Origin of the sequence: Streptomyces sp. 1-11 (assembly GCF_007176755.1) — a bacterium.
In the GTDB taxonomy this organism is placed as follows: domain Bacteria; phylum Actinomycetota; class Actinomycetes; order Streptomycetales; family Streptomycetaceae; genus Streptomyces.
In genome coordinates, this window is the sequence record NZ_BJTV01000014.1 from 151,465 (window position 1) to 178,316 (window position 26,852).

At 71.9% G+C, this 26,852-nt stretch carries 14 protein-coding genes; 4 read left to right on the top strand and 10 right to left on the bottom strand.

The window, feature by feature from the left end:
- Positions 1 to 189 precede the first annotated feature (189 nt).
- A complete protein-coding gene (locus TNCT1_RS27125) occupies positions 190 to 1,422 on the top strand; it encodes a serine protease (protein ID WP_174266472.1) in 1,233 nt (410 codons plus the stop codon).
- Between the two features lie 157 nt (positions 1,423 to 1,579).
- Here TNCT1_RS27125 and hflX read toward each other — a convergent pair whose 3' ends face one another.
- From hflX to miaA, 6 genes are all read right to left on the bottom strand, one after another.
- Complete coding sequence (hflX, locus tag TNCT1_RS27130; RefSeq protein ID WP_373920510.1) at positions 1,580 to 2,908, bottom strand: GTPase HflX; 1,329 nt, start codon at positions 2,906 to 2,908, stop codon at positions 1,580 to 1,582.
- A 334-nt stretch (positions 2,909 to 3,242) separates the two neighbouring features.
- Positions 3,243 to 4,814, bottom strand: a complete 1,572-nt coding sequence (locus TNCT1_RS27135) for a M1 family metallopeptidase (protein WP_143636924.1) — start codon at positions 4,812 to 4,814, stop codon at positions 3,243 to 3,245.
- 114 nt (positions 4,815 to 4,928) lie between these two features.
- Positions 4,929 to 7,088, bottom strand: coding sequence for a bifunctional (p)ppGpp synthetase/guanosine-3',5'-bis(diphosphate) 3'-pyrophosphohydrolase (locus tag TNCT1_RS27140; protein WP_143636927.1), 2,160 nt, complete (start codon positions 7,086 to 7,088; stop codon positions 4,929 to 4,931).
- A gap of 291 nt (positions 7,089 to 7,379) precedes the next feature.
- The gene (gene dapF, locus TNCT1_RS27145) at positions 7,380 to 8,249 is read right to left on the bottom strand and encodes a diaminopimelate epimerase (protein ID WP_143636930.1); all 870 of its coding nucleotides are present in this window, start codon (positions 8,247 to 8,249) and stop codon (positions 7,380 to 7,382) included.
- Positions 8,250 to 8,300: 51 nt separating this feature from the next.
- Complete coding sequence (locus TNCT1_RS27150; RefSeq protein WP_143637111.1) at positions 8,301 to 8,822, bottom strand: hypothetical protein; 522 nt, start codon at positions 8,820 to 8,822, stop codon at positions 8,301 to 8,303.
- Positions 8,823 to 8,930: 108 nt separating this feature from the next.
- A complete protein-coding gene (miaA, locus tag TNCT1_RS27155) occupies positions 8,931 to 9,869 on the bottom strand; it encodes a tRNA (adenosine(37)-N6)-dimethylallyltransferase MiaA (RefSeq protein ID WP_143636934.1) in 939 nt (312 codons plus the stop codon).
- A gap of 179 nt (positions 9,870 to 10,048) precedes the next feature.
- Here miaA and TNCT1_RS27160 point away from each other — a divergent pair, with 179 nt between their 5' ends.
- A complete protein-coding gene (locus TNCT1_RS27160) occupies positions 10,049 to 10,342 on the top strand; it encodes a hypothetical protein (RefSeq protein ID WP_143636940.1) in 294 nt (97 codons plus the stop codon).
- Positions 10,343 to 10,367: 25 nt separating this feature from the next.
- Entirely contained in the window at positions 10,368 to 10,640 is a 273-nt protein-coding gene (locus TNCT1_RS27165; protein WP_143636944.1) for an antitoxin, read from the top strand.
- 97 nt (positions 10,641 to 10,737) lie between these two features.
- On the opposite strand, the gene TNCT1_RS27170 is transcribed toward TNCT1_RS27165, so the two are convergent.
- From TNCT1_RS27170 to TNCT1_RS27185, 4 genes are all read right to left on the bottom strand, one after another.
- Entirely contained in the window at positions 10,738 to 11,451 is a 714-nt protein-coding gene (locus TNCT1_RS27170; RefSeq protein ID WP_143636949.1) for a class III extradiol dioxygenase subunit B-like domain-containing protein, read from the bottom strand.
- A gap of 147 nt (positions 11,452 to 11,598) precedes the next feature.
- Positions 11,599 to 13,125, bottom strand: coding sequence for a tRNA (N6-isopentenyl adenosine(37)-C2)-methylthiotransferase MiaB (gene miaB, locus TNCT1_RS27175; protein WP_143636953.1), 1,527 nt, complete (start codon positions 13,123 to 13,125; stop codon positions 11,599 to 11,601).
- Positions 13,126 to 13,236: 111 nt separating this feature from the next.
- Positions 13,237 to 13,581, bottom strand: coding sequence for a hypothetical protein (locus TNCT1_RS27180; protein ID WP_143636955.1), 345 nt, complete (start codon positions 13,579 to 13,581; stop codon positions 13,237 to 13,239).
- Positions 13,582 to 13,598: 17 nt separating this feature from the next.
- A complete protein-coding gene (locus tag TNCT1_RS27185; protein ID WP_143636959.1) occupies positions 13,599 to 20,324 on the bottom strand; it encodes an RHS repeat domain-containing protein in 6,726 nt (2,241 codons plus the stop codon).
- A gap of 335 nt (positions 20,325 to 20,659) precedes the next feature.
- Here TNCT1_RS27185 and TNCT1_RS36440 point away from each other — a divergent pair, with 335 nt between their 5' ends.
- A complete protein-coding gene (locus tag TNCT1_RS36440) occupies positions 20,660 to 26,788 on the top strand; it encodes a LamG-like jellyroll fold domain-containing protein (RefSeq protein ID WP_235902921.1) in 6,129 nt (2,042 codons plus the stop codon).
- Positions 26,789 to 26,852: the final 64 nt, after the last annotated feature.

A 26,852-nucleotide genomic window follows, 5' to 3' on the forward strand; every position in this document is an offset into this window, starting at 1 on the left:
TGGTGTGCGTCCAGGTCAGACCGCTTGTGGCCGAACCGTTGCCGGACCGTCGGAACTCCCCCACAGCGAGCGCATAGTGTGTGATGCCGTTCCCAGCGGGCCAGGGGACCGGCGTCAACTCCCCTCGGGTGCGGTGCCGGTGCCCGGGCCGAAGCGCCGAGTACCTTCACCTCAGGGGGAGTCCACACCATGCGATCCATACGGCCGTCGTCCACCGTTCGGCGAGGGAGGGGCGCGCCGCGCCGGTCCTCCCCCGTGCTGGCGACGGTCGCCCTCGTCTCGGCGCTGGCGCTGACCGCCACGGCCTGCAACGGCGACGGTGACGACAGCGCCGACGGCAGGCCGACCGCCGCCGCCACCCGGAGCGGCACCGGCGACGGCAAGATCAAGATCCCGGACGACATCCGTCAGAAGCTCAAGGAGCACGGGATCGACGTCGACAAGTGGAAGGAAGGCGCCTGGAAGAACTGGAACCGGGACGACTGGCTGCGCGAGGCCAACGACTTCATCAACCCCATCATCAAGGGGCTGTGGAACCCGGACCGGATGCGGCGCGCCGACGACCCGGCCAAGCACGTGGACGACAACGACCTCTCCGGTGACCAGGGCGTGACGGACCCGACCCCGGCGCCGGTGGACGCGCAGGCGGTCAAGCCGCCGTACCACACCAGCGCGGCCACCTCGGGCAAGGTCTTCTTCGACTCCCCCGAGGGCACGATGGTCTGCTCGGCGACGGTCGTTCAGGACCCGGCGCATCCCGGCAAGTCCAACCTCATCTGGACGGCCGGCCACTGTGTGCACGCCGGGAAGAGCGGCGGCTGGTACCGCAACATCGCGTTCGTGCCGTCGTACAACAACCAGGGCAAGTCGAACGCGCAGCTGCGGGACGCCAGCCGGGCCGAGGTCGCCCCGTACGGCGTCTGGTGGGCGGACGCGGCGAAGACCTCGCAGCAGTGGATCGACCAGGGCGGCCGCACCGGCGGCAACGGCGCCTCGTACGACTTCGCGGTCATCCACGTGACGCCCGAGCAGGGCAGCGCGGGCAAGTCGCTGGAGGAGACGGTCGGCGGGGCGCTGCCGGTGAACTTCGGCGCCCCGGCCGTGCCGAAGGTGCAGAGCATCACGGCGACGGGCTACCCCGCCGCGGCTCCCTACGACGGCCAGCTCGCCTACCAGTGCCAGGACAAGCCGGGCCGGCTGTCCCTCGGCAAGGCGGACCCGACGATGTACCGCATCGGCTGCACGATGACCGGCGGCTCCTCGGGCGGCGGCTGGGTGGAGACCGGCCCGGACGGCAAGTCCGCCCTGGTGTCCAACACCTCGATCGGCCCGGTGCGCGCGGGCTGGCTGGCGGGCCCCCGGCTGGGTGAGGTGGCCAAGGGCGTCTACGACTCGGTCAGCGAGAAGTTCGCGAGGCGGTGACGCCCGCCTCGCCGGGCCGCGGCCCAGGCGGCCGTGGTGCTCCGCCGGAACGTGGACCGCGCTCGCGGCGGACGCCGGCGGGACCCGCTGAGCGATGACGAGAGGCCCGCCACCCCATCCGGGTGGCGGGCCTCTCTCACGCGGTGTCGCGCTGCGGTCAGGCCGCGGGCGTCGGCGTGTAGGGCGCCAGATCCGCGGCCAGCTCCTCGTGCACCCGGGCCTTGAGCAGGGTGCCCTCCGCGGTGTGCTCCTCGGAGATCACCTCGCCCTCGGTGTGGGCGCGGGCGACGAGCTTGCCCTGGGTGTACGGGACGAGCGCCTCGACCTCGACCGACGGACGGGGCAGCTGGTCGTCGATCAGCGCGAGCAGTTCCTCGATGCCCTGGCCGGTGCGGGCCGAGACGGCGATGGAGCGCTTCTCCACCCGCAGCAGCCGCTGGAGCACCAGCGGGTCGGCCGCGTCCGCCTTGTTGATCACGACGATCTCGGGTACGTCGGTGGCGCCGACGTCCCGGATCACCTCGCGCACCGCGGCGAGCTGCTCCTCCGGCACCGGGTGCGAGCCGTCCACCACGTGCAGGATGAGGTCGGAGTCGCCGACCTCCTCCATGGTGGAGCGGAACGCCTCGACCAGGTGGTGCGGCAGATGCCGGACGAATCCGACGGTGTCGGCCAGTGTGTACAGCCGTCCGCTCGGGGTCTCGGCCCGGCGGACGGTCGGGTCGAGGGTCGCGAACAGCGCGTTCTCGACCAGGACGCCGGCGCCCGTCAGACGGTTGAGCAGGGAGGACTTGCCGGCGTTGGTGTAGCCCGCGATGGCGACGGACGGCACCTTGTTGCGCCGGCGCTCCTGTCGCTTGATCTCGCGGCCGGTCTTCATGTCCGCGATCTCCCGGCGCATCTTCGCCATCTTCTCGCGGATCCGCCGCCGGTCCGTCTCGATCTTGGTCTCACCGGGACCGCGGGTGGCGAGGCCGCCGCGGCCGCCGCCCATCTGTCGGGACAGCGACTGACCCCAGCCTCGCAGCCTCGGCAGCATGTACTGCATCTGCGCAAGGGCGACCTGCGCCTTGCCCTCACGGGACTTGGCGTGCTGCGCGAAGATGTCGAGGATCAGGGCCGTACGGTCGATGACCTTGACCTTGACGACGTCCTCGAGCTGGATGAGCTGGCCGGGGCTCAGCTCACCGTCGCAGATGACGGTGTCCGCGCCGGTCTCGATCACGACGTCGCGGAGTTCGGCCGCCTTGCCGGAGCCGATGTAGGTGGCCGGGTCGGGCTTGTCGCGGCGCTGGATGACGCCGTCGAGCACGATCGCGCCCGCGGTCTCCGCGAGGGCCGCCAGCTCCGCGAGGGAGTTGTCGGCGTCCTGCGCGGTGCCGGTGGTCCACACCCCGACGAGCACGACCCGCTCCAGCCGGAGCTGCCGGTACTCGACCTCGGTGACGTCCTCCAGCTCGGTGGACAGACCCGCCACCCGGCGCAGGGCCGCACGCTCGGAGCGGTCGAACTGGTCGCCGTCCCGCTCGCCGTCGATCTCGAAGCTCCAGGCGACGTCCTCTTCCATCAGGGCATCGGCCCGAAGACCTTCGGGATAGGCGTGCGCGAAGCGCTTGGTGTCCTGGGAAGGGGAAGAAGAGGAGGTCATTGGATCCTTACGTCGGTGGGAATGCCGATTCGGCGGTCATCAGGGACAACGCACGAGTACCCCGGGGGATTCCCGTGTCCCGTGCCGCGCCGACCCGACGATGGTCGCACGGCACGGGACGTCTCGTCACCGTCTTATTCCCGGCCCGGACCGCCCTGGCACCCCTGCGGCGCTACTTTCCGCCCGGGCCCGCGTGCCCGTGACCAGGTGCCTCGGCACGGCTCCGTGACCGCCCGCTCTGCTTGCCGTGCTTGTCCCGCTCGGGCTCCTTGGCGTTCCGGCCGCTCTTCCAGTCCGGGTGGCCGGGCATCGGCGGGGTCTTCTCGCCGTACAGCCAGGGCTGGAAGAAGCCGGTGAGGTCGCGGCCGGCGGTCGCCGAGGCCAGCCGGACGAAGTCGGCTGTGGTGGCGGTCGAGTCGCGGTGCTGCCGGACCCAGGCCCGCTCCAGGCGCTCGAACGCCGGCGTGCCGATCTCCTGGCGCAGGGCGTAGAGCACCAGCGCCGCGCCGTCGTAGATGTTCGGCCGGAAGATGCTGATCTTCTGGCCGGGCGCGGGCGCCTTGGGCCGGGCCGGGGGGCCGCCCTCGGCCCGCCAGCGGTCGGAGGCCCCGTAGGCGGCCTTCATGCGGTCCTGCATGGACCGCTTCTCCTTCTCCTGCGCGTAGAGGGACTCGTACCAGGTGGCGTGCCCCTCGTTGAGCCAGACGTCGGACCAGGTGCGGGGGCTGACGCTGTCGCCGAACCACTGGTGGGACAGCTCGTGCACCATGATCGAGTCGACGTACCAGGCGGGGTAGGCGGGCTTGGTGAAGAGGTCCTTCTCGAACAGCGAGAGGGTCTGCGTCTCCAGTTCGAAGCCCGTCGAGGCCTGGGCCATGAGCACGCCGTACGTCTCGAACGGGTAGGCGCCGACCTTGCTCTCCAGCCAGGCGATCTGGCCCGGCGTCTTGGCGAGCCACGGTTCGAGCGCCTTGCGGTCGGCGGCGGGCACGACGTCGCGGACCGGCAGCCCGTGCGGTCCCTCGCGGCGGACGACCGCTGAGCGGCCGATGGACACCTGGGCGAGCTCGGTGGCCATGGGGTGCTGGGTGCGGAAGGTCCAGGTGGTGGCGCGGCCTACGCGCTCGGCGCCGGCGGGCAGGCCGTTGGCCACGACGGTGTAGTCGTCGGGGGCGGTGACCCGGACGGTGAACATCGCCTTGTCGGACGGGTGGTCGTTGCACGGGAAGACCAGGTGGGCGGCGTCGGCCTGGTTGGCCATCGCAAGGCCGTCGGCGGTGCGCACCCAGCCGCCGTCCTGGCCCTTGGCGCTGACGGGGTCGCTGGTGTGCTTCACGGTGATCCGCGTCCAACTGCCTCGCGGCAGCGGGTGGTCGGGGGTGACCACCAGGTCCTCGCCCGCGCTCGTGAAGGCGGCGCGGCGGCCGTCCACCTCGACGGACTCGACGGTGCCGTGCGCGAAGTCGAGGTTGAGGCGGTCCAGGGCGGTGGTCGTCCAGGCGCTGATGGTCGTGACGGCCCGCAGCGGCTTGTCGTTCTTGCCGGAATAGGTGAAGGACAGGTCGTACGACGCCACGTCGTACCCGGGGTTGCCCAGGTACGGGAAGAGCCGGTCACCGACGCCCAGGGGCTCGGCCGGGGCGGCGGCGGCGAGCAGGCAGACGGAGACGGCGGAGGCGAGCAGGGCGGCCTTCCGGCGGCGGAGGGGGCGGTGGTTCCGGCCCCGGCGGAGGGTGAACGGCATGCACCACGGCTACCAGCGCGCTCGTGCGCCATGACGGCGGCGCGCGCCCGGCCCACCCGATCGGGTCGGTCCGGTTGCGCCCGGTTCGGGCATCCGGGCGTGTTCGGCGCCCGCTCAGGGAGCGGGCGCCCGGTGCTGGGCGCGGGCCACGTCGAACACCCCGGGCACGTCGCGCATCGCCCGCATGAGGGCCGGGAGCCGGGCGGCGTCGGGGAGCTGGAGCGTGTAGGTGTGACGGACCCGCTGCTGGCTGGGGGGTTCCACGGTCGCGGAGACGATGTCCACGCCGGCCAGGGCGATCGCCTCTGTCAGGTCGGCCAGCAGATGCGGGCGGCCGAACGATTCGGCGACCAGGGTGACCCGGCACTCGGTGGTGTCTCCCCAGCGCACGTCGATCTCGGTGCGTCCCCGGCTCTTCATCTGCGCCACCGCGGCGCACTCCGCGCGGTGCACGGTCACCACTCCCCCGCGCACGGCGAAGCCGGTGATCCGGTCGGGCGGTACGGGCGTACAGCATCCCGCGAGACGCACGGTGGCCCCCGGCCGGTCCAGGCGCACGTCGGCGGCGCGCGGGCGGGTGGCGCCGGCGCCCTCGGACGCGGCGGGCCGGACGGCCGGCTCGCCGGCGGCACTCCCGGCGGCCCGTTCCGCCTCCTCGGCGTGCGCGTCGCCGGTACCGCCCGGATGTGCGGCCAGCCACCGCTGGATGGCGATCCGCGCGGCCGCGGTGTGGGCGTGCTCCAGCCACTCGCGGGAGGGTTCGGAGGCCGGGTCCTGACCCATGAGCAACTGCACCGTGTCACCGTCCCGGAGCACGGTGCTGAGGGTGGCCAGGCGGCCGTTGACGCGGGCGCCGATGCAGGCGTGGGCGTCCTCGCCGTACTGGGCGTAGGCGGCGTCCACGCAGCTCGCGCCCTCGGGCAGGCCGAGGGCGCCGCCGTCGGGCCGGAACACGGTGATCTCCCGGTCCTGGGCGAGGTCCTCGCGCAGGGTGGACCAGAAGGTGTCGGGGTCGGGCGCCGCCTCCTGCCAGTCCAGGAGGCGGGACAGCCAGCCCGGGCGGGTGGGGTCGGCGCGCTCGCCGTCGGCGGGATCGTCGGTTCCCGGGGCGTAGGGGTTGCCGAGCGCCACGACGCCGGCCTCGGCGACCCGGTGCATCTGGTGGGTGCGGATGAGCACCTCGACGACCTGTCCGTCCTCTCGGGCGACGGCGGTGTGCAGCGACTGGTATAGGTTGAACTTTGGTACGGCGATGAAGTCCTTGAACTCGGAGACGACCGGCGTCATGCAGGTGTGCAGCTCGCCCAGGACGCCGTAGCAGTCGGCGTCCTCGGCGACGAGCACCAGCAGCCGGCCGAAGTCGGCGCCGCGCAGCCGCCCCCGTTTGCGGGTCACCCGGTGGACCGAGACGAAGTGCCTAGGGCGGATGAGGACTTCGGCGGCGATGTCGGCCTCGCGCAGCACCGCGCGGACCGAGTCGGCGGTCTGTGCGAGGGTGTCGTCGGGGCCGGCCGCGTTCCCGGCGATCAGTTCCCGGGTGTGTTCGTACTCCTCGGGGTGGAGGATGGCGAAGACCAGGTCCTCCAGTTCGGTCTTCAGCGCCTGCACGCCCAGGCGTTCGGCGAGCGGGATGAGGACGTCGCGGGTGACCTTGGCGATCCGCGCCTGCTTCTCGGGGCGCATCACGCCGAGGGTGCGCATGTTGTGCAGACGGTCGGCGAGCTTGATCGACATCACCCGGACGTCGCTGCCCGTGGCGACGAGCATCTTGCGGAAGGTCTCGGGTTCGGCCGCCGCGCCGTAGTCGACCTTCTCCAGCTTGGTGACGCCGTCGACGAGGTAGCGCACCTCCTCGCCGAACTGCTCCCGCACCTGCTCCAGCGTCACGTCGGTGTCCTCGACGGTGTCGTGGAGCAGGGAGGCCGTCAGGGTGGTGGTCTCCGCGCCGAGTTCGGCGAGGATCAGGGTCACGGCCAGGGGGTGGGTGATGTACGGCTCGCCGCTCTTGCGCATCTGGCCGCGGTGCGAGGACTCGGCCAGGACGTAGGCGCGGCGCAGCGGTTCGAGGTCCGCGTCGGGGTGGTGGGCGCGGTGCGCCTCGACGACGTGGCCGATGGCGTCGGGCAGCTTGCCGCGCGCGGCGGGGCCGAGCAGCGCGGCCCGGCCGAGCCGGCGCAGGTCGATCCTCGCCCGTGACTTCCGGCGGGCCGCCGCGGGCGCGGCCGCGGGCGCCGCCGGACCAGGGTTCGCAGGGTTCGTGGCCTCCGCACTCATGGGCACCTCCGGCTCGTGGACCGGCGGACGGAGCCCGGGGCGTGCGCGGCTCAGGGTTGGCGACGTTCCCCCGTCCGTGCCGGTGCTTGATGCTACCGAGCCCATCACGTGCGGCTGACCGCCTCCCGCCGAGCGTGAAACGGATCACCCAATCGAGCGACGACATCGAGGTTTAGAGTTTGCGTCACCTGCACTGCGCTCGGCCGCCGTTTCGAACGGCCCCCGGCCCCCGGCCCCCGGCAAGCACCGGCCCGGGCGTCCCGGAGCCCGCACGGCCGGCGTCTCACCAGGTCAGCGGAGCGCGCTCGCCAGCCACTCGGCGTCGATCTCGCCCTCGGCGACGATCACGGCGGGTCCGGTCATCTCGATCTCGCCGTCGGGGCGCTCGGTGATGACCAGCCGGCCACCGGGCACGTCGACGGTGTACGTCGCCGGGGTGCCGGTGCCGGCCGGGTCGGCGCCGTCGCGGCGGGCGGCGGCCACGGCGACGGCGCACGCGCCCGTGCCGCAGGAGCGGGTCTCGCCGGAACCGCGCTCGTGCACCCGCATCGCGACGTGCCGGGGGCCGCGGTCCACGACGAACTCGACGTTGACGCCCTCCGGGTAGGCCGCGGCGGGGGCGACCGGCGGCGGCGAGAGCAGGTCACCGGCGTGCGCGAGGTCGTCGACGAAGGCGACGGCGTGCGGGTTGCCCATGTTGACGTTGCGCGCCGGCCAGCTCCGCCCGCCCACGCTCACCGTGACCTCGCCCTCGGGCAGACGGGCGCCGCCCATGCCGACGGTGACGTCCCCGTCCTTGGCGATGTGGACGCGCTTCACGCCCGCGCGCGTGGCGATGGCGATGTCGCCTTCGGCCGCATGACCGGCGTGCTGGAGATAGCGGGCGAACACACGGGTGCCGTTGCCGCACATCTCCGCGATCGAGCCGTCGCCGTTGCGGTAGTCCATGAACCACTCCGCCTCGGCCGCCATCCGCTTCGCCTCGGGGTGCGCGGCGGACCGCACGACGTGCAGCACCCCGTCGCCGCCGATGCCGGCCCGGCGGTCGCACAGGGCGGCGACCGCGGCCGGGGTCAGGTCGAGGGTGTTCTCCGGGTCCGGGACGATCACGAAGTCGTTCTCGGTGCCGTGACCCTTGAGGAAGGCGATCCGCGTGCTCATTCCTCGATCGTACGGGGTCGGTACGACACCGCAGGCGGGCGCCGGGCGCGGCTAGCGCAGCCGGGCCACGCGCCACACCGCGAGGACGGCCACGACGGCCACCAGCAGCACGTAGGCGAGGACGACCCGCCAGTCGGGGCGGCGGCCCGAGCCGCGCGCCGGCAGCCCCGGCCAGGTGTAGCCGACCCGGCGGGCGGCCATCATGCCCCAGCCCGCGGCGCAGGAGCAGATCAGCAGGCCCAGCATGGCGATGACCGCGCCGCTGTCGCCGAAGTCGAAGGCGAGCGGGAAGGCGAACATCAGGGAGCCGCCGGCGGCCAGGGCCACGATGGGCGCGAGCTGCCAGATGCGCAGCCGCCGCTGCGGACGCAGCTCGACCTCGACCTCCGGACCGCCCGCGTACATCTCCTCGGGCGCCGGGCCGTCGGCGGTGACACCGCCCTCGGTGTCGTCGGGGCCGTCGTCGGCGAGACGTCCCACGTCCTCGGCCAGAGGGTCCTCGGTCTGTTCCGGTTCACCGGGACCGGTCGTGATCTCGGCACTTCGTGCGGTGTCGCGAGGGCCGGCCTCCATCGCCACGCGCCCTCCCAACTAGGACTCCACTTGGTCGATCGAAGCTCGATGATGGCACGGCGTCAGAGGCCGCGTTGACCGGCGGCGCATCCCGATGCCATCACGTGATCAGGCTGTAACCGGTCGTTCGACCAGAGTCAGCGCCAGTCGCGGGAGATCCTCCCGGTCCGCCATCGCGCCGCTCAGCCAGTGGACCCGCGGATCGCGCCGGAACCAGGAGTCCTGGCGGCGCGCGAAGCGTTTGGTGGCGCGTACGGTCTCGGCCCGCGCTTCCGCTTCGGTGCACTCCCCGGCGAGCGCCGCGAGCACCTGCTGGTAGCCCAGCGCGCGCGAGGCCGTGCGGCCCTCGCGCAGTCCCCGCGCCTCCAGCGCGCGCACCTCGTCCACCAGCCCCGCCTCCCACATCCTGTCGACGCGGCGCGCGATCCGCTCGTCGAGTTCGGGACGGGCGACGTCCACGCCGATCTGCACGGTGTCGTAGACGGAGTCGTGGCCGGGGAGGTTGGCGGTGAAGGGCTGCCCGGTGAGTTCGATCACCTCGAGCGCGCGGACGATGCGGCGGCCGTTGCTGGGCAGGATGGCGCGGGCGGCGTCGGGGTCTGCGACGGCCAGGCGGGCGTGCAGCGCGCCGGGGCCGCGCAGCGCCAGCTCCTCTTCCAGCCTGGCCCGGATCACGGGGTCGGTGCCGGGGAACTCCAGGTTGTCGACGGCTCCGCGGACGTACAGTCCCGAGCCGCCGACCAGGATCGGCCAGCGGCCCTCGGCGAGCAGCGCGTCGATCCGCGCGCGGGCCAGTCTCTGGTACTCGGCGACCGACGCGGCGGCTGTCACGTCCCAGATGTCCAGCAGGTGGTGCGGGACGCCGGCCCGCTCCTCGGGCGTCAGCTTGGCGGTGCCGATGTCCATCCCGCGGTAGAGCTGCATGGAGTCGGCGTTGACGACCTCGCCGCCGAGTCGCTGGGCCAGGAAGACGCCGAGATCGGACTTTCCGGCCGCGGTGGGGCCGACGACGGCGATGACGCGGGGGGCGGGGGGTGCGCTGCTCACCGCACCAGTCTCGCAAACGCGTCGGCCGCGCCTCGAACGAGTTACGTGACGGCGCGCATTCCGGTTCGTTGCACCGAGATACCGCCCGCTCGGTCTGAGGAGGCGGTGACCCGGGTGGCGCAAACGGACGCACCGCTTGACGCGGGTTTTCGCCCGCACGAGTAACGTATGGAGTTGAAATGGGCGTTTTTGCACGGCTTCTCGGCAGGTCGAAGCCGAAGCCGGAGGCACCGGCCGCCGTGGCGCGGACCGGCGACGGCCCCGGAGAGGCGGCGGCGCCCGAGGTGGTCGAGGTGGTCGCGGAGGCGGCGGACGCGGCGGACTCGTCCGGGGACGGGCACGAGGACGCGGCGGCCGGGGCGCAGGCCGCCGGGGCCCGCGGTGCGGAGGGCGGCGAGGGCGCCGACATCCCCAAGCAGCAGTCCGCGGACGAGGCCGCCGACAGCGAGGCCGGCGAGGGCGCCCGCAGGTGACCGTCCCCGTCAGGGAAGGTGGAGCATGGGTCTCTTCGAGCACATGAAGGCCAGGCTGGGTCCGGCCAGGGACAAGGTGTCGGATCTGGCGCGTCAGCACGGGGACAAGGTGCAGCACGGCATCGACAAGGCCGCGCGCGCCGTCGACGAGCGGACCAAGGGCAAGTACACGGACCGGATCCACGCCGGGACGGGCAAGGCGAAGGAGGCGATGGACCGCCTCGCGCAGAAGGAGGAGCCGCACGTCAGCGGCGCGAATCCGCCGGCCCGTCCGGAAGGCCCGCCGCCCACCTCCTGAACGGCGCACGGATCGGCGGACGGCCGCGGAGCATTCACGGCTCCCGGCCGTCCGCCGTTTCGCCCGCCCGCGTCCCGGCGGCGGTCCGCCCCGCGCCCTAGGACCAGGCGGCGACCAGGTACCCCACGCCGTAGGGCGCGTCGTCGTACAGCAGCGTGCCCCCGAGGCCGGCGCCTTCCGCCGCCCCCGCGAGGACCTGCCAGGGCGCGCGTCCGGAGGCCTTCAGCTCGTATGCGAGCCCGGGGTCCAGCGCGTTGAGCGCCGCCACGTCCGCCGAGCCCAGGGCGCGCGCCGCGGCGGCGTCGAAGGGGGCGGCCCGCTCGTCCAGGTAGCCCGGCGCCTTGAGCGAGCGGCAGGCGCTGGCGTCTCCCATGACGAGCAGCGCGACCCGCCCGGCCCGGGCGGCCAGCTCCCTGCCGGTCTCCAGGCACCGCTCGGGCTCCAGCGGTTCCCCGACCCCGAGCGCCTCGATCGGGGCGTCCGCCCAGCCGGTGCGCTCCAGCAGCCAGGCCGCCACGGCCAGCGACGGCGGCAGTTCACGCTCGTCGTCCTCGCCGGTGGCGGGACCGAGCCGTACGGCGACGTCGACGCCGAAGCCGCTGAAGGAGCCCCGGGCGCCCTGCGGGTGCCGTCCGCGTCCGCTGCGCCCGGCGGGCCCGACGACCACGAGCGTGTCGGGGCGGGCGGCGGCGAGCACGCCCAGCGCGTCGTCGCACGCCGAGCGCACGGGGTCCAGCTCCGGGGCGGCACCCGCGGCCACCTCGGGCACGAGCAGCGGCGGACAGGGACAGACAGCGGCGGCGACAAGCATGACCGGCAGGGTAACGCGACCGGTGTTCATCCGGCCCCGGGCCGGGCGACCATGCGTTCAGCCGACCCCGGCGGGCGGCCATGTCGTCCAGCCGGCCCGGCGGGCGGCCATGTCGTTCAGCCGACCCCGGCCGGGCCTCCGTGTCGCTCAGTCGCAGCCGCAGCCGCTCGCCGCGGCCGGCAGCGGTGCCGGGACGCCGATCTTCGGCAGGCCGAGCAGCACGCCCGCCGGCTTGGCGGCCTCGGCGGCGTTGCGCTTCTCCCAGGCGTCGCCCGCGCGCGTGCGGCGCACGTCCAGGACGGGGCCCTCGGCGAGGAGGTGGTGCGGGGCGGCGTAGGTCACCTCGACGGTGACCACGTCGCCGGGGCGCACCTCCTGCTCCGGCTTGGTGAAGTGCACCAGGCGGTTGTCGGGGGCGCGGCCGGAGAGCCGGTGCGTGGCGCCGTCCTTGCGGCCCTCGCCCTCGGCCACCATCAGCTCGAGGGTGCGGCCGACCTGCTTCTTGTTCTCCTCCCAGGAGATCTCCTCCTGGAGGGCGACCAGCCGCTCGTAGCGGGCCTGGACGACCTCCTTGGGGATCTGGTCCTCCATGGTCGCGGCGGGGGTGCCGGGCCGCTTGGAGTACTGGAAGGTGAAGGCCTGCGTGAACCGCGCCTCGCGGACGACGTGCAGCGTCTGCTCGAAGTCCTCCTCGGTCTCGCCGGGGAAGCCGACGATGATGTCGGTGGTGATCGCGGCGTGCGGGATGGCGGCGCGGACCTTCTCGATGATCCCGAGGTAGCGCTCCTGCCGGTAGGAGCGGCGCATCGCCTTCAGCACGGTGTCCGAACCGGACTGCAGCGGCATGTGGAGCTGCGGCATGACGTTCGGCGTCTCGGCCATGGCGGCGATGACGTCGTCGGTGAAGTCGCGCGGGTGCGGGGAGGTGAACCGCACCCGCTCCAGGCCCTCGACGTTCCCGCAGGCGCGCAGCAGCTTGCTGAAGGCCTCGCGGTCGCCGATGTCGGAGCCGTAGGCGTTCACGTTCTGCCCGAGCAGGGTGATCTCGCTGACGCCCTCGGCGACCAGCGCCTCGACCTCGGCGAGGATGTCGCCGGTGCGGCGGTCCTTCTCCTTGCCGCGCAGCGCCGGGACGATGCAGAAGGTGCAGGTGTTGTTGCAGCCGACGGAGATCGACACCCAGGCCGCGTAGGCGCTCTCGCGCCGGGTCGGCAGCGTGGAGGGGAAGGCCTCCAGCGACTCGGCGATCTCGACCTGCGCCTCCTCCTGGACGCGGGCGCGCTCCAGCAGGACGGGCAGCTTGCCGATGTTGTGCGTGCCGAAGACGACGTCCACCCAGGGCGCCTTCTTCACGATGGTGTCGCGGTCCTTCTGCGCCAGGCAGCCGCCGACCGCGATCTGCATGCCGGGCCGGGACGCCTTGCGCGGCGCGAGCCGGCCGAGGTTGCCGTACAGCCGGTTGTCGGCGTTCTCGCGCACCGCGCACGTGTTGAACACGACGACGTCGGCGTCCCCGTCGGATCCCTCGGGCGCCCGGACGTACCCGGCGTCCTCCAGCAGTCCGGCCAGTCGCTCCGAGTCATGGACGTTCATCTGGCATCCGTACGTGCGGATCTCGTAGCTCTTGGGTGCGGGCACGTCCACTGCGGGGCTCCGGTCGCTGCTGCTGGTCATGGGACAAGGGTAGGCGCTCACGGGAAGAGCGCCGTCCCGGTCTCCGGCAGGGAAACGAAGGGCGGCGGCCCCGGCCGGACAGGACCGGCGGGGCCGCCGCGGGCAGGCGGGTCAGCCTTGCCGCGTCCCGGGTGGGATCAGGTGCGGCGCACGCGCTCCGAGGATGCCGAGCACCTCGTCCAGGGCCGGGCCCCGGAGCTCCGGGAAGAAGGCCTCGTCGATCCTGCCCTCCCTGGCCCAGATCTCCGCGAGCGACTCGGCACACAGCTGGGCGAGCACGCTCCGGAAGTCCTCGCGCCGCAGGATCTCGAAGACGGCCTGCTCCAGCCAGGGACCGGAGTGCTCGTACAGGTCCATGGCCGCGTCCAGTTGATCCCCCTCCGGTACCGCGGGGTCGTTGAGGGCGGCGATCAGCTGCACCGCCACGGGGTCGTCGGGGGGTGGCGTCATCGGCATCGCCGTTGTCGCTCCTCTCAGAAGAGATCCTTGATTCCGTCGGCGATGCTCTCACCGACGCCGCTGCCGATCACGCCGCCGACCAGTCCGCCGACCACACCGCCGACCACGCTGCCGGCCGGGCCGAACGCGAAACCTATGGCCGCCCCGGTCTCGGCTCCGTAGGCCGCGCCGGCCAGGCCTCCCGCGAGGCCTGCCGCATCGCGCGTGGCCGTGCTGACCTTCTGGTCGCTCGGCGCGGTCGCGACGTCGTAGACGTCGTAGGCCACCGCCGCTCCGACCATGAGCTTGCCGCCGACCCGGACCCCGGACTTCAGCAGGTCGAGGCTGCCTGGTTTCACCCAGGGCTCGTCGAGCGGGATGTGCGAGAGGTTGGCGTTGGGATCGCTGGACCCGAGAAGCGCGTCGCCCTTAGCTCCCTCCTGGCCGGTGAACGGGTTGGTGTACTTGCCCTTCAGGTCGAGCCGGGCGGAGACGCGCGGCTGGGTGCTGCCGGCGTGCAGTCCCGCTGTGGTGCTCCCCTGGAACTTGAGCTGGAGCATCCAGACGAAGTCGCCATCGGCCTTGTAGTAACCCCACTTCTCCACCGGGGTGTTCGGGTTCAGGACCCAGCCCTGGGTGGCGGCCCAGTTGCGCAGCCACCCGGCGTTCCGCTCCGCCGTGGTGAGCATCTTGACCAGGTTCGTGCCGGCGTGGACGCCGCCCACCGTGCCGTTGACGAGCACGGAGGTGGCGGTGCTGTTGTCGCTGCCGTGCGTCTCGCTGTAGTGCGAGCTCCCCTTGTAGTCCGGCGAGGCCGGGTCGTTCTCCGAGTGGTAGGTGCCGTACGTGCCGTTCGTCCCGGAGCAGTAGTGCGGGTAGCAGCTCTCCAGGCCGGTCGGGTCCTCGGAGGTCACGGGGTTGTCGCCGGCGTAGGTGTAGCCGCCGAGCTCCTGCGGGCTGTCGGCCTCGAAGACCGGGTCGGCGCTGATGAACCGGCCGAGGGAGGCGTCGTACTTGCGGGCGCCGACGTCGGTGTACCCGGTGCTCGTGTCCTGTGGCTTGCCCAGGTAGGAGCGGGTCGGGTCGGGCCAGGACGTGCTGTTGGCACTGCCCCGTGTCTGGCCGTAGGGGGTGTACTGCCGGCGGGCGACGGCCTGCGTGGTGGCGTCCATGGCGAGGGTCGCGGTGCCGTGGGCGTCGGCGAAGAGGTACTTCAGTCCGCCGCCCGACAGGCTGGAGCGGACCGCGACGGGCTGTCCGGTGCCGCCGCCGTGGGTGTAGGACCGCACGGCGCCGAGCAGGACGTTCGGGGTGACGCCGGTGTTGACGACGATCTCGGTGTCGCCGGCGAACAGGGTCGTCTGCCCGGGGTCGCGGCGGATGAGCTGGTTGCCGTCGGCGTCGTAGAGGTACGTGGTCGCCTTCGGGCTGGAGCCGCCTGTGTCGACCTCGGCCAGGTGTCCTTCGTCGTCCCAGGTCAGGCTCTGGGACGGGCTCCCGGCCGGTGTGCGGGTGAGCAGGTTGCCCGCGGTGTCGTAGACGAAGTGGGTCGGGTCGGTGCCGCCGGTGGTGTCGGTCAGGGTGTGCGGCTGGACGCCGGTGGAGTTGCAGTTGGCGGTGCAGCCGTTGGTGTAGCCGGTCGTGGTGGTGGTGCCGCCCTGCCCGACGGCGTGATCGACCGTCTGGAGCCGGTCGCCGACCGCGTCGTAGCTGTAGGACTGCCAGTAGGAGCCGGCGGTGGTGGACAGGGTCGAACCGGTGGGCGGGGCGGCCGCGCACTTGTCGGTCGCCGTCCAGGCCGAGGCCAGCCGGTTCAGCGTGTCGTAGGCGAAGCACTGCTGGTCGGTGACGGTGTTGCCGGTCTCCGACTGCCGGTCGGTGATGGAGGTCGGGTTGCCGGCGTCGTCGTAGGCGTACCCGGTGTCGTCGACCGTGGGCCCGGGCGCCTGGGTCCGCGAGACGACGCGGCTCGTCGGGCGGCGGGTCTGGTCGTCGTAGCCGTAGGTGGTCCAGGCCGGGTTGGTGGAGGCGCCCAGCGTGAGCTGGGACGGCTCGCCGTAGTTGGTGTACGTGGTCGCGCTGACGTAGGAGAAGGCGCTGCTGGCCGTGGTGGTCGGGCTGCCCAGGGCGTCGCGGCCGTAGGTGATGACCTCGCTGTTCAGTCCCTGGGTGCGGGGGTCGGTCTGGGTCTTCAGGAGCTGGTCGTTGGTGGTGTACGTGTACGTCGTGGTGTACGTCGAAGGCAGCGGCGCCTCGGACGACGGCAGGGTGATCTTCGCTCCGGTGGACTTGCCGAGGCTGGTGTAGCCGGTGGTGGCCACGGTGTATCCGCCGGTCGTGCCCTGGACGTACCGGGTCGAGGAGGTGAGCTTGCCGACGCGCAGGGTGTCGTACGTCCAGGAGGCGAACTGGAAGTCCGACTTGGCCTTGTCGGAGCCGGTGAGCTTGCGGCCCAGCAGGTCGTAGGTGTAGTCGAGTTCGACGTTGCGCGCGTCGGTGGTGGAGACGAGGTCGCCGGCGTCGTCGAAGCCGTACTTGCTCGGGCCCGCGTCGGGGTCGGACTGGGAGGTCTTGCGGCCCAGCAGGTCGTAGCCGAACTTCCAGACCGCCTTGTCCGGCCCGGTGACCCGGTTCTGCTGACCGGCGGCGTCGTAGCCGTAGGTGGTGGCCGAGGGGGTGCCGCCGGTGGTGGTGAAGCCGGAGGCGGCGGACCCGGAGACGGCCGGGACGGCGGTGTACTGGTCCAGCTCGGTCTTCTGGCCGCGGGCGTTGGTGACCGTGGTCGTGGCCACGCCGCCCTTGGGCGGCAGGACGGTGGTGCGGTCCCCGGTGTAGGCGGTGGTGGTGGTCCAGGTCTTCGCGCCGTCGTGCTCCTCGGTGACCAGGTCGGCGCGGCCCTGCCCGTCGTGGTCGGTGACCGTGGTGTCCGGGATGGAGACCTGGGAGACCGAGATCAGGCTGCTGCCGGGGTTGCCGCCGACGTTGTAGGCGTTGTTGGTGACGACCGTCCAGCCGTGCGAGTCGTACTGGGTGTCGGACACGGTGGCCGTGCCGTTCTCGGCGGTGTCCTGGGTCTGCAGCGTGCGCAGCAGCGCGTCGTGCAGAGTGACGCTGGACTTGTAACTTCCGTCGTCCAGCAGCGACTTCTCGGTGATGACGGAGGGCCCGGTCTGGGACAGCTGGTAGCCGTACGTCATGTTCGCCGGCGCGCTGTTGGCCTTGATCTCGTTGGGCAGCCACACGGCCGTCAGGCGGCCGAGCGCGTCGTAGGTGAGCGAGGTGAGCAGGTTCGCCTCGTCCGTCTTGGCCACCGGCAGGGCCCGGGCGGGGTCCAGCGTGGTGCTGGTGACGTGGCAGTCCTTGGAGCTGGTGCTGCTGGTGGTGCAGGCCGAGCCGGGCGTCACCTGGGTGGCCGTGACGGTGCCGGTGGGCAGGGCGCCGCTGCTCGGGCTGAAGGCCGTGGTGACGGTCTGCGCGAGGCTCTTGCCGTCGGGCGAGGTGGACTTGGGGGTGCGGGTGACCGTCGTGGCGCGACCGTACGAGTCGTAGCCGGTGGCGGTCTCGTCGACGAAGGCGGTGGCGGTGGCGCCGCTCGATGCGGAGGCCTTGCGCACCAGGGTGGGGTCGCCGTGGTCGGGCAGTGCCGGGTTCTGCTGGCCGTCGCCGTCGTAGGCGAAGGGGTTGCCGTCGAAGGAGGTGCGGGTGTCGGAGATCAGCGTGCCGCCTGGGGTGGCACCGGCCGCGGAGCAGTCCTGGGCCGTGGTGATGGTCTCGGCCGCCAGGGTCAGCAGCGGCTTGCTGTTGGACAGGTAGCGGGTGTAGGTGCACTTGGCGACGTTGTCGCTGTCCGCGGTCTCGCCCCGGTCGTCGACCTGCACGGGCAGGCCGGTGGTCGGCTTGCCCAGGGTGGTGTCGTAGAAGGTGTCCGTCTCGGTCTTGCGCCAGCCGTACGACACGGCCTGGCGGGTGAGCGACTTGGCCGGGCGGACCATCTGGGCGGTCAGGTCGGGCAGGCCGCTGCGTTTGCGGCCGGCCGTCGGTCCGATGACCCTGGGCACGTTCACGACTGCCTTGTCCAGGCTGCCGCCCGAGGCGGTGTAGGTGTCGGTCTCGAAGACCTCGCCCGCCAGAGCGTCGTCGTCGGTGACCGAGGTCGCGCCGTCCTGGCTGGTCACATCCGGCACCGAGCGGGTCTTGCCGCCGGGCAGCGTGTCGCCGTTCATGCCCAGGAGGTAGTAGGTCTTCGTGAGCGTCTTCTGGTCGTGGACCTTCACGCCGTCGGTGTAGTGGAAGACGTTGGGGTCACCGGTGGTGACGTCCACCTCCGGGTAGCCCCGGAACTGGCCCCAGGTGCGGTTCTTGGCCTTGACGACCTCGTTGTCGTCGTAGTGCCAGCCCGGCTTGCCCTTGTAGGCGTAGTCCGTCTCCAGCTCGGGCTGGGTGCCGTCCTGGTAGGAGTTGTGCGGGTCGGTGGTGACGACCGAGGAGACCTTGTACTTGTAGAACCAGTCCATCCACGGCGCGGGCTGCCCGTACGGGGTCCAGTACACCGGGAAGCAGGACAGCGTGTTGGTCGAGGCGAACGTCCTGGCCGCCGTGTCCGTGGGGTCGTTCGGATCGCTGGCCGGGGCGCTGGAGCAGTCGGGCCGGTCGTAGGAGACGGTGGTCTCGGCGCCGGTCTCGCTGGTGACCGTCTGGATGCGGTCGTGGTACATCAGCGGCATCTGCGGGATCGTGCCCACGCGGTTGGGCAGTTGCAGCGGCGGGTCGAAGCTCACCGCCGGGGTGGACGTGCTGTCCGAGGCGCCGCCCAGGGTGTCGAGACCGGTGCGCTTGACCGAGTCGAGCCACAGGGTGGGGGCGTGGTCCCCGCCGTCGGGGAAGGACTGGGTGAAGCTGTACTTGTCGACCTGCTTGGTCGCGCCGCCGGTCTGGATCTGTGTGGTGACGGCGGTCAGGCGCTTGCGCGACCAGAAGCTCGGGCTGTGCGTGGTGCAGGTCGAGCCGGAGGTGCAGTTCAGGTCGACCGGCACATCGGGCCAGTAGGCGGCGTTGGCGGTGGTGAACTGGCTGTCCGCGCAGGTGTTGCCTGTGGGGGTGCCGGGGATGCAGCGCTCGGCGGTGTCGAAGAGGATCTGTTCCGGGGCCGTGCCCGAGAGGACCGTCGAGGACGTCATGCCGTAGTCGATCCGGGACAGCGTGCCGCCACGGGTGTACGAGACCGCGGTGTCCTTCATGTCCGCGCCGTAGTAGCCCGTCTCCGGCTTGTAGTACCAGGCGGAGGCGTTGCCGTGCGTGTCGACCGCGTAGTCGAGGTTGAACCGGTAGCCCAGCGTGCAGGAGCTGGAGGCGAAGTCGGTGCCGTCGGGGCACGCCGGCACACCGCCGTGCGCTTTGTAGACGGGCACCGTCCAGGCCGACTTGGTCTCCTCCTTGCCGGAGGACCAGCCCGGCAGGCGGTTGTACCCGAAGTAGTACTGGACACCGCCCTCGGTGACCCTGAAGTACTCCCCGTTGTCGGTGCCGTTCGTGGTGCCCGTCAGGTCCTCCACCTTGGTGGTGGCGTCGTCCTGGACCGGGCGGAAGGTCTTGGTGTCGTCGTCGTAGACGATCTGGGTCGACTTCCCGTTCATCGACAGGGTCAGGATCTGGCCCGCCCAGCACTGGTCGCCGTCGTTCTTGGGCGCTCCGGAGGAGGAGTCGTCGTTGCACGGTTTGTACGTGCGCTCGATGAAGTTCTCCGTCGAGGACCAGCCGTCGCCCAGCCACGAGGACTGGTTGTTCGTGCCCTCGGTCCGTGCGTCCTGGCTGGAGGAGTCGTACGACAGGCTCACCTGCGGGGTGACGCCGGCGATCGCGGCGGGCACCGTGATCGGGTAGCTGTAGGTGAACGCGCCGGTGTTGCCGGACGTCGACCAGGTGCCCGCGGGTGACAGGCTCGTGGCGGAGTAGTCGCCCGACGAACCCGACGTGTCGGCGGCGGCCGCCAGGACCGTCATCGCGCCGGACGCCGCCGTCGCCCCGCTGCCGCGCGCCGTGCCGCCGGTGCCGACGCCCGGCACCCCGACCTGTGCGGACAGCGGTGTGCCGGGCGCGGTGCGCACCGGGGACTGGGTCTGGCACCTGGCCAGCTTCGGTGTGGTCAGCGCGCACTGGGGCAGCTCGACCAGGTGCAGGCGGGAGGCGAAGTCACCGCCGAAGGCGTAGCGGAAGGAGGAGTCGTCCACCCGCAGTGCGACCTTGCCGCTGCCGGGGCCGGTGCGCCGCAGGGTGAAGAGCAGGCCGTGGACGCCCGCGGCGCGTGCGCTCTTCTGGTCCAGCACGGTCACCCGCAGGCGCTGTGTGCGCTTGACGGCGGCCGCCTGGGGCCGCACGGCGGCGCCGGCGCCGAGCAGAACCGGCGTCTTTCCGGCCCGTACCTGGGTGGCGTCGGCGGCCGGCCGCGTGGAGGCGGCCGCTACGGGCACGGTGACCTCCGCGCTGCCCGGCGCCGGCAGCTTGGTGTGCCCGGTGGGGTCGAAGTGCTTGAAGCCCTTGTGCCCGGCGCCGCGCTTCGGCGTTCTGTGGGTGAAGGGGATCGACTTGTCGTGCGGGGCCGCGGGAGCCGAGACGTGGCGTTCGGCCGCGGAGGCCGCGGTGGCCGTCCCCGCCGGCAGCAGTCCCGTCACCAGCAGGGCGCCGACCGCGGCGAAGACCGTACGGCGAGGTCTTCGAGTGCGGGAAGCCGTCCGGCCGCGTCTCCACCCCGTTGTCCGCACCATCGTGTGGGATCCCTCCCCCAAGCAGGGCACACGACTCGCGTCAGGAAAAGGCGAGTTCACGTGCACGCCAAAACGGGGGCACACGTCGGTCACGCCCCCCGCGACGAGTCACGCTAGGGCCTGGGGTGATCTGTGAAGGCAAAGTGATTCTTGTGAAATAGCCAAGGAATCGCGGGAGTTGGAACCCAAGCCGTACCGCATACGCCAAAAGCGGACTACGGAGCGGTACTTCGCGGTCACGCATTGATGGATTCCGTTCAGTCAGGCCCGCAGAATGCACAGCGGCGCGGACCCACGGGGGGACCGCCCGATACCTGCGAAGGATCCCAACGTCGATGTCCGCCTTTCGCACACCCATGCGCGCGTCCAGACGCCCGGCCTCCAGACCACTGGCCGTCGCCGTGGTCGCGGCCCTCGCGGCCGGATCGCTGACCGCCACGGTGACGGCCCACGCGGCGCCCGCCGCCCCCGGCCGGCCGTCCCAGAAGTCGCACAGCACGCGTTCCGGGTCCGCCGCCCGCCGCTTCAACGCCACCGAGTCCGCGTCCGCGCGCGCCAAGGCCTCCGGCAAGCCGGTGACGGTCGACCAGCTCACCGACGTCGGCACGACGGTGGTGGCCAACCCGGACGGCACCTTCACCCGCACCGACTCCTCGATGCCGCAGCGCACCCGGCAGCACGGCAAGTGGGTGCCGATCGACACCACGCTGGTGCGGCGGGCCGACGGCACCTGGGCGCCCAAGGCCGCCGTGACCGACGTGTCCTTCTCCGGCGGCGGTTCCCGCGCGCTGGTCACGATGCGCAGCGACGGCGACAGGCTGGGCTTCTCCTGGCCCGGCAGGCTGCCCCGGCCGGTGATCTCGGGAGACACCGCCACCTACCCGGACGTCCTGCCGCAGGTCGACCTCCAGCTCACCGCGGACGCCTCCGGCTACTCCTCGGTCCTGGTCGTCAAGACCCGCAAGGCAGCAGCCGATCCGCGTCTGCGGCACCTCGCGCTGAACACCACCTCGGCCCGTCTGAAGCTGGTGTCCACCCGCGACGGCGGTGCGCAGGCCACGGACAGGCGCACCGGCCGCACGGTCTTCCACAGCGACACCGCGCTGATGTGGGACAGCGCCGGCCGGCGGGCCGGTGGCGCGGCGTTCTCCTCGGCCGGCGCCGAGCACAAGGCCGCGGCGCGGGTCGGCAGGCACCGCGCCCAGGTGCGGGTGAGCCTGAAGTCCGGCAAGCAACTGCTGGGCCTGGACGAGAAGATGCTCGACGCCGGAAGCACCGCCTACCCGGTGTACGTGGACCCGGAGTGGAGCGGCCGGCCCTCGCAGCTCGACTGGGCGCGGATCTCCGACAACGGGTGGAACGTCTACAACTCCACCTCGACGTCGGGTTCGACCAACGCCCGTGAGGGATGGGACAACTCCTACCCCGGCAACGGCGAGCGGGCCCGGACCTACTACCAGATGAACACCAGCGGCATCAAAGGCGCGGTGGTCACCAAGGCCTCGCTGTACGTGAAGCAGCTCTCCGCCGCCTCCTGTGCCGACACCCCGGCCGCCGTCTACGGCACCGACCGGCCCGCCGGGTGGAGCTCCTCCTCGCTGTACTGGGGGCACGAACCCGGGGGGCGCACCGGCTCGCTGGGCAGCAACCCGGTGAGCCACGAGGCCGGCACCTGCCCGGTCACCGACGGCGCGCACTCCTGGGTGAGCCCGCCCTCGCTCGAGTTCGACGTGACCTCACGGGCGAAGAGCGCGGCGGCCGGCGGCTGGAAGAGCATGACGCTGATGGTCCAGTCGCCCGACATGAACGACGCCACCCAGTGGAAGCAGCTCGCCTACGGCGGCGGCGCCACCATGTCGGTCACCTACAGCTACCGCCCGAAGCTGAAGAACGGCACCGGCACCCCGGCCATCAAGCCCTCCATCGTCAGCTCGGGCAAGACGATGACCACCACCCACACCCCGACGCTGTCCGCGCGGGCGGTCGACCCCGACCTGGCCGGCGGCAGCGAGCTGGTGCGCATCGACTACAACGTCTTCAACTCCTCCGGCACCCTGATCCACCAGGGCTTCGGTCCCAACCTCGACTCCAGGAAGCGCGCCCGGTACAACACCAACGGCAGCGACTGGACCACCCCGAGCCTTCCCGACGGCACCTACACCTGGAAGGCCACCGCGCAGAACGCGGCCGGTTACTGGGCCGGCGCCGGCTCCGGCATCTGGACCAAGACGCAGACGTTCACGGTGGACACCAGCGCGCCGCCCGCGCCCACGGTGACCTCCAGCCAGTTCCCGGCCAAGCAGATCGGCTCCGCGTTCGGGGACAAGGGCACCTTCACGCTCAGCAACAACCACACCAACAACGTCACCGGCTACCTCTTCTGCCTGGACGCCACGCTCGGCAGCACGGTGTACAGCAGCGGCGCCACCCACTGGACCACGGGCACGAAGATCACGCCGGGCAAGGTGTACTACGTCACCTCCGACAACGGGCCCGGCACCGGCACCGCGGTCGTCAACGGCAGCGCCTCCCCCGCCTTCGCCCCCGGCACCGCGGGCCCGCACACCCTGTACGCCAAGGCCGTCGACCAGGCCGGCTCGACGTCGATCACCCAGACGTCCTACGCCTTCTACGCCGGGACCAGCACCCCGACGTACGCCTACGGCGACAAGATGATCGCCGGCTGGACGGCGACCAACACCGACGGCACCACCACCGCCGTGCCCAAGGCGACGACCGCCTCCAAGGGCGGTCAGCTGATCAGCCAGGCGGCCGGCAGCGGGTACGAGTTCGCCGACGGCTACCAGGCCATGCTCGCCAACAAGAGCACGACGAAGGTCGTCTCCGGTGACAGCGCCACGTTCGGCTTCGACATCCCCAAGGACGGCCCCTGGAGCTTCGGGGTCAATCTGACCAAGGCCAAGGACTACGGCATCTACCGCCTGGTCCTGGACGCGGGCAAGCCCACCGAGTCCACTCTGATCAGCGGTTTCGACGCCTACAACTCCTATGTGACGACCCGGTTCGTGAACCTGGGCATCCCGAAGGACACGAACGGCCAGCTGCTCACCCTCAAGCAGGGCGCGCACACCCTGACGCTCACCCTGACCGGGAAGAACCCCAGCTCGTCCGGCTACCAGGCGGGCCTCGACGTGCTGCGCCTCGCACCCGCGCTGACCTGCCCGGTCAACAGCACCTCGAGCTGCCTGAACAACACCGCGACCAGCACCTTCACCACGACGACCAGCGCGGCCGACGCCGACGGCTCCGGCAACAGCATCAACTCCGCCGACCTGACCGCCACGGCGGGCTGGCAGAGCGGCAAGCAGGTGACCGTCGACGGCGCCACCATCACGCTGCCCAAGTTCGGCACCGGCAGCTACGACAACATGCTGGCCTCCGGCCAGACCGTCACCGTGCCCGGCAGCGGCGTGGTCAACACCGGTGACGCGCTGGTCTTCCTCGCCTTCGCCACCGGCGGCGCGGCCAAGGGCGCCACCGGCACCGTCACCTACGGCAAGGGCAACTGCCTCGACCCCGACGGCAACCCGGCCGACCAGTCGTACACGCTGGACACCGTGCCCGACTGGATGAGCGGGCCCACCTCCGCGGCCACGCTGACCCTCGTTCACCAGAACCACAGCAACAACACCCAGACCAGCCCGAGCCCGGGGCCGAAGATCTACGCCGTCAGCGTCCCGCTGGCCTGCCCCGGCTCGGTCGTCAGCAGCGTCTCCCTGCCGCTGTTCACCAACGGCGTCCAGTCCGGCCAGCCCACCCTGCACGTGCTCGGCATCGGCGTGCGGCCCCTGACCGGCAACGGCTCCCAGCACTGGGTCGGCACCTTCTCCTCCGTCCAGGACACGGCCAAGGTGCAGCTGACGAGCGGCGCCACCGCCACCGTCAGCGGACAGACGCTGCGCATGCCGGCCCAGGTCAGCATCGGCACCGACGACGGCAACGGGGTGCGCGTCCACCTCTCCAACGCCATGGGCACCGCACCGGTGACCTTCGACGCGGCCTCCGTCGCCCTGCAGGACGCGACCGCGGGCGGCGCCACGACGGCGGCGGCGCCGGTGCCGCTGACCTTCGCGGGCGGCTCCGCCTCCGTCACCGTCCCGGCCGGCGGCGACGTCACCAGCGACCCCGTGACGCTGGCCGTGGCCCAGCAGGCGACCGTGCTGGTCAGCCTGCAGGTGCACGGCTCGGTGTCCGCCATGCCCGGGCACGGCCTGGCCCGGACCCCGGTGTGGGTCAGCGACGCGGCCAACCGCACCGCTGACACCGCGGCCACGAAGTACACCGCGACCACGTACACGGGTCTGCCCTACCTGGCGGGCATCGACGTCACCACGCCGGCCTCCGCGCCGACCGGCTCCCTGGTCCTCTACGGCGACCAGAGCGTCAACGGTGACACCGCGAGCGGCGACGGCCGGCACCACCTCGGCGACGCCATCACCGGCGCCATCGTGAACGACCCCAACGGGGACGGCGCCGTCGACTACGGCGTGCTCAACGCGGGCACCAACAGCACCAGCCTGAGCAGCAACCTGCTGCCGCAGATCACCAACGCCGACGCTCCCACCAACGCGCTCAACCCGCTGGACCGCAACGTGCTGGCCCAGGGCAACGTGCGCACGGTGCTCGTCTCCACCGGCGCCGCCGACCTGCTCAACTGCACCGGCGACGCCAACACCTGCGCCACCAAGGTGGAGAACGGGCTGGCCTCGCTCAACAGCCAGATCGGCTCGTACTACACCGACGACAGCCAGGCGTACGTCAACGGGCAGCCGGTGACGCAGAACTCCAACATCACCGTCTACCTGACCACCATCGCGCCGTTCACCGCCGCCCACCCGGGCACGGCGACGCAGGAGTCGGCGCGCGAGCAGGTCAACGGCTACCTGCTGGACAACTTCCCCACCCAGGTGATCGACTTCGCCGCGGCGGTCTCCACGGACGGCACGGCCACCTCGTCGACCGTCAAGGCGGCCGACCTCTCCGGCGGCAACCCGTCCGACGCGTACTACGGCGACCTCGCTGCCCGCTACGTCAACGACACCAACACCCAGGTCGTCGCCATCGCGCCGAACCTGATCGTCCCCGAGGCCACCGGCAGCGACACTCCCGACAACCAGTGGGACCTGTCCGCCGACGGCAGCGACGCACGCGGGGACAACCCGTTCACCGCGGTCGGGGGCGCCACCTTCAACGCGGCCGGGCCGGACGCGGTCAACGCCCCGGCGGGCGCCACCTCCTTCGACGGCAGCACCGGCTTCCTGGCGAGCGACCACACCGCGGTCGACACCCTCGCCGACTACACCCTCTCCGCGTGGGTGAAGCTGGACTCGGCGGACAACCCGGCCACCGCCATCTGCGAGGGCACCAGCCAGCACCAGGCCTTCTACATCGGCTACGACCGGGGCAACAAGGGCTGGATGTTCCAGACCACGACCACCAACGACGACAGCGCCGACTTCCCCACCGCGGAGGGCGACACCGGCACCGGCGCCCTGGGCACCTGGACGCACCTCCTGGTCACCTACACCGCTCCCGTGGACGGCGACGCCGGCACCGGCCTGATGTCGATCTACCAGAACGGCACGCTGATGGGGACGGCCACCAACCTCACCCCGCAGTACGACTCGTCCATGCCGCTGACCATCGGCGGCTGCGTCAACAGCCCCGACGCGACGTCGCCGTACAACGCCTTCCCCGGTTCCGTCGCGGACGTGCAGGTCTACCCCTACGCGATGGCGCCCGGCGAGGCCGGTGCGAACAGCGTGATCGTCCCGGCCGGCTGGGACAAGGGCATGCCCGAGGACGACTGGAAGCTCGGCTCGGACGGCGCCGACAGCGCGGCCCTGAACCCGCTCACCCCGTCCGGCGGCGTCAGCTTCGGCACCGACGCGCCCAGCGGGCTGTCCGGCAGCGTCGCCTTCGACGGCAGCACCGGGTTCCTCAAGAGCAGGCAGAGCGCCGTGAACACCCTCGGGGACTACACGGTGTCGGCCTGGGTGAAGATCAACTCCGCCCTGGGCACCACCGCGGTCTGCCAGGGCACCACGGAGCACCAGTCCTTCTACCTCTCCTACGACAGACCCAGCGGCGCCTGGATGTTCCAGACCACGACCACCAACGACGACAACGCCGACTTCCCGACGGCGGAAGGAGACAACAACACCGGTCCGGTCGGCACCTGGACCCATCTGGTCGCCACGTTCCGGGCCCCGGTCGCCGGGGACGCCGACACCGGGACCATGGCGCTCTACCAGAACGGCTCCCTGATGGGCACGGCCAAGAACCTGAGCCCGCAGTACGACTCCTCCCTGCCCCTGACCGTCGGCGGCTGCGTCAACAGCGCCTCCGCCACGACCCCGTACATGGCGTTCCCCGGCTCCGTCGCGGACGTCCACGTCTACCCCCGCGCGCTGTCGGCGACGGAGGTCGGCGCCCTGCGCTGACCCGAGCGCCCACGGCGCCACCGCGACGGGCCCCCGCCGCTCCCCTTCCGGAGCGGCGGGGGCC

Bases quoted from the DNA above. Each gene is read 5' to 3' on its own strand.
- TNCT1_RS27150 (WP_143637111.1), bottom strand. From the start codon at position 8,822: ATGGAGGCCGGCCCTCGCGACACCGCACGAAGTGCCGAGATCACGACC.
- TNCT1_RS27160 (WP_143636940.1), top strand. From the start codon at position 10,049: ATGGGCGTTTTTGCACGGCTTCTCGGCAGGTCGAAGCCGAAGCCGGAG.
- TNCT1_RS36440 (WP_235902921.1), top strand. From the start codon at position 20,660: ATGTCCGCCTTTCGCACACCCATGCGCGCGTCCAGACGCCCGGCCTCC.
- TNCT1_RS27170 (WP_143636949.1), bottom strand. From the start codon at position 11,451: ATGCTTGTCGCCGCCGCTGTCTGTCCCTGTCCGCCGCTGCTCGTGCCC.
- TNCT1_RS27125 (WP_174266472.1), top strand. From the start codon at position 190: ATGCGATCCATACGGCCGTCGTCCACCGTTCGGCGAGGGAGGGGCGCG.
- TNCT1_RS27180 (WP_143636955.1), bottom strand. From the start codon at position 13,581: ATGCCGATGACGCCACCCCCCGACGACCCCGTGGCGGTGCAGCTGATC.
- TNCT1_RS27135 (WP_143636924.1), bottom strand. From the start codon at position 4,814: ATGCCGTTCACCCTCCGCCGGGGCCGGAACCACCGCCCCCTCCGCCGC.
- dapF (WP_143636930.1), bottom strand. From the start codon at position 8,249: ATGAGCACGCGGATCGCCTTCCTCAAGGGTCACGGCACCGAGAACGAC.
- TNCT1_RS27140 (WP_143636927.1), bottom strand. From the start codon at position 7,088: ATGAGTGCGGAGGCCACGAACCCTGCGAACCCTGGTCCGGCGGCGCCC.
- TNCT1_RS27185 (WP_143636959.1), bottom strand. From the start codon at position 20,324: ATGGTGCGGACAACGGGGTGGAGACGCGGCCGGACGGCTTCCCGCACT.
- TNCT1_RS27165 (WP_143636944.1), top strand. From the start codon at position 10,368: ATGGGTCTCTTCGAGCACATGAAGGCCAGGCTGGGTCCGGCCAGGGAC.
- miaB (WP_143636953.1), bottom strand. From the start codon at position 13,125: ATGACCAGCAGCAGCGACCGGAGCCCCGCAGTGGACGTGCCCGCACCC.